At 30.4% G+C, this 3733-nt stretch carries 4 protein-coding genes; all 4 read right to left on the reverse strand.

Going from position 1 to position 3733, the window contains the following annotated elements:
• Window positions 1-206: 206 nt before the first annotated feature.
• Window positions 207-893, reverse strand: coding sequence for a hypothetical protein (locus tag FNW07_RS13475; RefSeq protein WP_126745337.1), 687 nt, complete (start codon window positions 891-893; stop codon window positions 207-209).
• A gap of 167 nt (window positions 894-1060) precedes the next feature.
• The gene (locus FNW07_RS13480; RefSeq protein ID WP_126745338.1) at window positions 1061-1675 is read right to left on the reverse strand and encodes a hypothetical protein; all 615 of its coding nucleotides are present in this window, start codon (window positions 1673-1675) and stop codon (window positions 1061-1063) included.
• Between the two features lie 175 nt (window positions 1676-1850).
• Window positions 1851-2243, reverse strand: a complete 393-nt coding sequence (locus tag FNW07_RS13485) for a hypothetical protein (protein WP_126745339.1) — start codon at window positions 2241-2243, stop codon at window positions 1851-1853.
• Between the two features lie 148 nt (window positions 2244-2391).
• The gene (locus FNW07_RS13490; RefSeq protein ID WP_126745340.1) at window positions 2392-3123 is read right to left on the reverse strand and encodes a Cthe_2314 family HEPN domain-containing protein; all 732 of its coding nucleotides are present in this window, start codon (window positions 3121-3123) and stop codon (window positions 2392-2394) included.
• Window positions 3124-3733: the final 610 nt, after the last annotated feature.

Below are 3733 nucleotides of genomic sequence, written 5' to 3' on the forward strand. Positions count from 1 at the left end.
TGGTTATTTCTGTTTTAAGCTTTGCCTTTTTAAGAAATTTATCCGGCATTATTTTCAGGCATGGTTGCTACTAACGTTCCCAGGCTTTGCGATGTTGCGGACTAAAGAAGCCGAAATTTTCGGTTAAGCACTGACTTCAAAGATACAAAACCAACTTTAAATTAAGCACAAAAACCGCAATAGCGCAAAACCTGTGTTAGCAGTCGTTATTGTTTTTTATTCCGCCATTCAATTGTTGCAATTGCATCTTTATATTGTTCAGCATATGCTCCGTCTAATATATAATTTTTGTCAGTTTCGATTGAATATAATTTCTTTTTTGCTCTTTCATTTCCGCAAATCGATAGAATTTCAAGTCTAGCCAATATTTCTTCAACGTCAACTTTTTTATAATTTTCGGTTTCTAATAAATCTAAAAATTCTGTTTGAGTTTTTTCAGAAATATTTATTTCAACTTTTAGAGGTTTTGCCCCAAGTGATATTATTGACTTATTTTTAATCGTAATAATTTCTTCTGCAACTTTAATATCATTCCATTCCCATTTGTCATTTGTTGGAAGTTTATCCAGTTCGACTATATACAATTTGTCATTTTCAAAATTCAATTTACAAGTTTGAATTGCATCGTAACCGGAAATCAGTTTTTCAGTTTTACAGTCAAAAATTCCAAATTCGGAATATTCATTATTTTCTTCATAACCACAAATTGAGATTGAATTATTATCTGAAAAAGTATATGTTTTAATTGGTTTTTCTTCAAGACCATTATAACATTTACAGTCTTTACTATTTTCAATTTTCTGTGAGCTTTCATTGATTGTTTTTTGATTGATTTCTTTCTGTTTACAACCAATAAATACAAATGTCAATATTAAGATAAGTGTTGATTTCATTCGATTTTTTTTATAATGACTGCTAACGTCCGGTGGCTTGCCTCAGTGGCGTGACTCGCACCGAACCATCGCAAATATAAACCAAACTTTGAGTTATCAGCGTATTTTCTAAAGAATCACAGAATAAGCCATTGAGGCAAACCGCTGTTAGCAACTGGCTTTAATTACTAAATGTTTAGTTCTTTTTTAAATGTTTGATAGTATTCAATCCTTTTGATATCCTTTGAACTTTCATAACCAAGTTTCATTTCGGAAATTAATTCCTTTTCAACCTCTTCTATATAATCGAAGTAAACTTTCCGCAGAGGAAATTTAGGATGAGTCTTTCTAACTTCATATACCTTGTAAACCGAATAATTATAAAGATTAGCAATTAATTCAACAAGTGAAAGACATTTAAGTTTAAGCTCACCATTAGGTAAATAACTATTAGCAAGAACATTAAATCTCATTAGATTTCTATCAAAGTTAGTCTTTCCTACAATTTCTAGAAATTCTGTCGCATCTTGGTCTGCTGTTACTTCATCTACTAAAATATCTATTCCCTTTTTACCATTTTCAAATATTTTTTCACGCTTTTCAACTATATCTATCAAATATTGATAATAAGTTAAAAAGTAAAGATTAATTTCAAGCATTTCCTCTAGTTTGGATATTCTCAATTCTCGTCTGTTTTTTTTGTTGTCATTAAAAAGAGAGATGAGAGAAATAAGTATTGCTATTAACGCAATTGTTATAGTTATACCTTCAATAAATGTAAAACTTGCAAAAAATTTAAACATAATTTTCTATTTCGAATAATGTTTGGAATAAGCTTGTTGCTAACGTCCGGTGGCTTGCCTCAGTGGCGTTCCCATCACCGAACAATGACAAATATAAACCAAACTTTGAGTTATCAGCGTATTTTCTAAAGAATCACTGAATTAAGCCATTGAGGCAAACCGCTGTTATGCAATGTTATTTTAAATCTAACCAATTTTTAAGTTGATATTCTAATTTTTCAATTTCTGCTTTGCTCGTAACTTCTTTGGAGAAATCTACTTGAATTTTGTTTGGGTCAAGTGTAGAATATTTTAAAAAGAAAAACTTGTTGATTTTTTCAGCTGAATTTTCAGGACAGCCTCCGGCACCAGTTCGGTACAATTTATTATCCACAACATATTTCACAAAAGCTGTAGATGACTTTCGGGATATTTTGCAGAAAGTATATTTACAAATTGTTTTTCCAGGATGATTTTCAATTTCTTGTCTGTCCTTATTAATTTGGATGAGCAAATAGATTCCTCCGATAATAATTAGAAAGAAAAATACTTTAGATAGTTTTTCGCTGATTTTAGTTACTTCTGCCATAATGTTGCATAACGTCCGGTGGCTTGCCTCAGTGGCGTGACTATCACCGAGCTCTCACAAATATAAACCAAACTTTGGGTTATCAGCGTATTTTCTAAAGAATCACAGAATTAAGCCATTGAGGCAAACCGCTGTTAGCAGTAGTAGTTTATATCTTATCGATACTTTTATCTAAAAAAACATTTATCTTTTCAATTAATCCTACTACGTAAGATTTTAATTCAGCAATCATTTGCTCAATTTTTTCATTTGTCATTGAAAGAAGAATTGGATTTTTTAGGTCAAAAATTTCTGGTAATACGTCAGCGTAGTCTTCCCAAAAAGGGATATTTCGAACTTCACTTATTTCTATTTCACCTGAATGAATTTTTGTATGTCGTCTCGTTTTATTTTCATCCGAGTAGGTAAGTATATTTTCAAGCGATAAGGCAATTTCAGGATATTCGTTTTTGATTTTTTCTTTTAACTTATAACAGTTACAATCTTTAATTTCAGTTTTATAAAGACTGTCACCAAGTTTTCCTAATGAATCAATTATTGTATATGTTCTGATTATAAAATTTTCAAAATGATATTTATAATAATTTTCCTGCGTATTAAGATTTGGATGTAGTTCAAGAATTTTATTTCTATCAACTTGGAGAAATGTAAAAACTATATCAATATCTTCGACAGCATTTTGCATTGCTATAAATTTTTGCGCTTTGTTATAAATTTCAATTTCTTCTTTTGTTCCTACACTTTCAAATGGCTCAGAATAACTTCGATTCTTATCGAGTTTTTCTGAAATTAATGAAGACCATTTATTACTAATTTCACCAGCCTTTAATAGTAAAATAGATGGAAACTCAGATTCAAATAATTTATTTATTGTAGTCATGTTTTTTTTACTATTACTGCTAACGTCCGGTGGCTTGCCTCAGTGGCGTTACTCTCACCGAAGTCTCACAAATATAAACCAAACTTTGAGTTATCAGCGTATTTTCTAAAGAATCACAGAATTAAGCCATTGAGGCAAACCGCTGTTAGCAACTGTTTTTTTATTTTTCGTCACTTTCAGTTTCGTCTTCTTCTAATTCTGACGTCGCACTAACTAAAATTTTACAATTCCGGCTGAGTTTTCAATTTGTTTTTGATAATGATTTGAGCAAAAAGTAATATTAGATTAAATACTAACAAAATATGTGGTATATATGTTGGCCATGCATATGTAAATGTTATGATGGCAAGAATGTATTCTGCTAGTAGGGATGATAAAATTATTATTGTCAAAATAATCCAATTCAAAATAGTTTTCTTTTTAAAGGAAATTTGAATTGATTTTAATAATATCAATAACCCAATTATCATTGGAAATATTCCCCAGAGATATAATTCTAAATCGAACATTTTAATGGTTTTGTTAAATAGTTGCTAACGTCCCCGCGGCTTGCATTCAGTGGCTTGCCTGTCACCGGACAATTGCAAATATATACCAAACTTTCAGTAAT

The sequence above is a fragment of the Flavobacterium sp. GT3R68 genome, from assembly GCF_007109225.1.
GTDB lineage: Bacteria > Bacteroidota > Bacteroidia > Flavobacteriales > Flavobacteriaceae > Flavobacterium.

Coding starts and splice junctions, on each gene's coding strand:
- FNW07_RS13475 (WP_126745337.1), bottom strand. CDS start 893: ATGAAATCAACACTTATCTTAATATTGACATTTGTATTTATTGGTTGT.
- FNW07_RS13480 (WP_126745338.1), bottom strand. CDS start 1,675: ATGTTTAAATTTTTTGCAAGTTTTACATTTATTGAAGGTATAACTATA.
- FNW07_RS13485 (WP_126745339.1), bottom strand. CDS start 2,243: ATGGCAGAAGTAACTAAAATCAGCGAAAAACTATCTAAAGTATTTTTC.
- FNW07_RS13490 (WP_126745340.1), bottom strand. CDS start 3,123: ATGACTACAATAAATAAATTATTTGAATCTGAGTTTCCATCTATTTTA.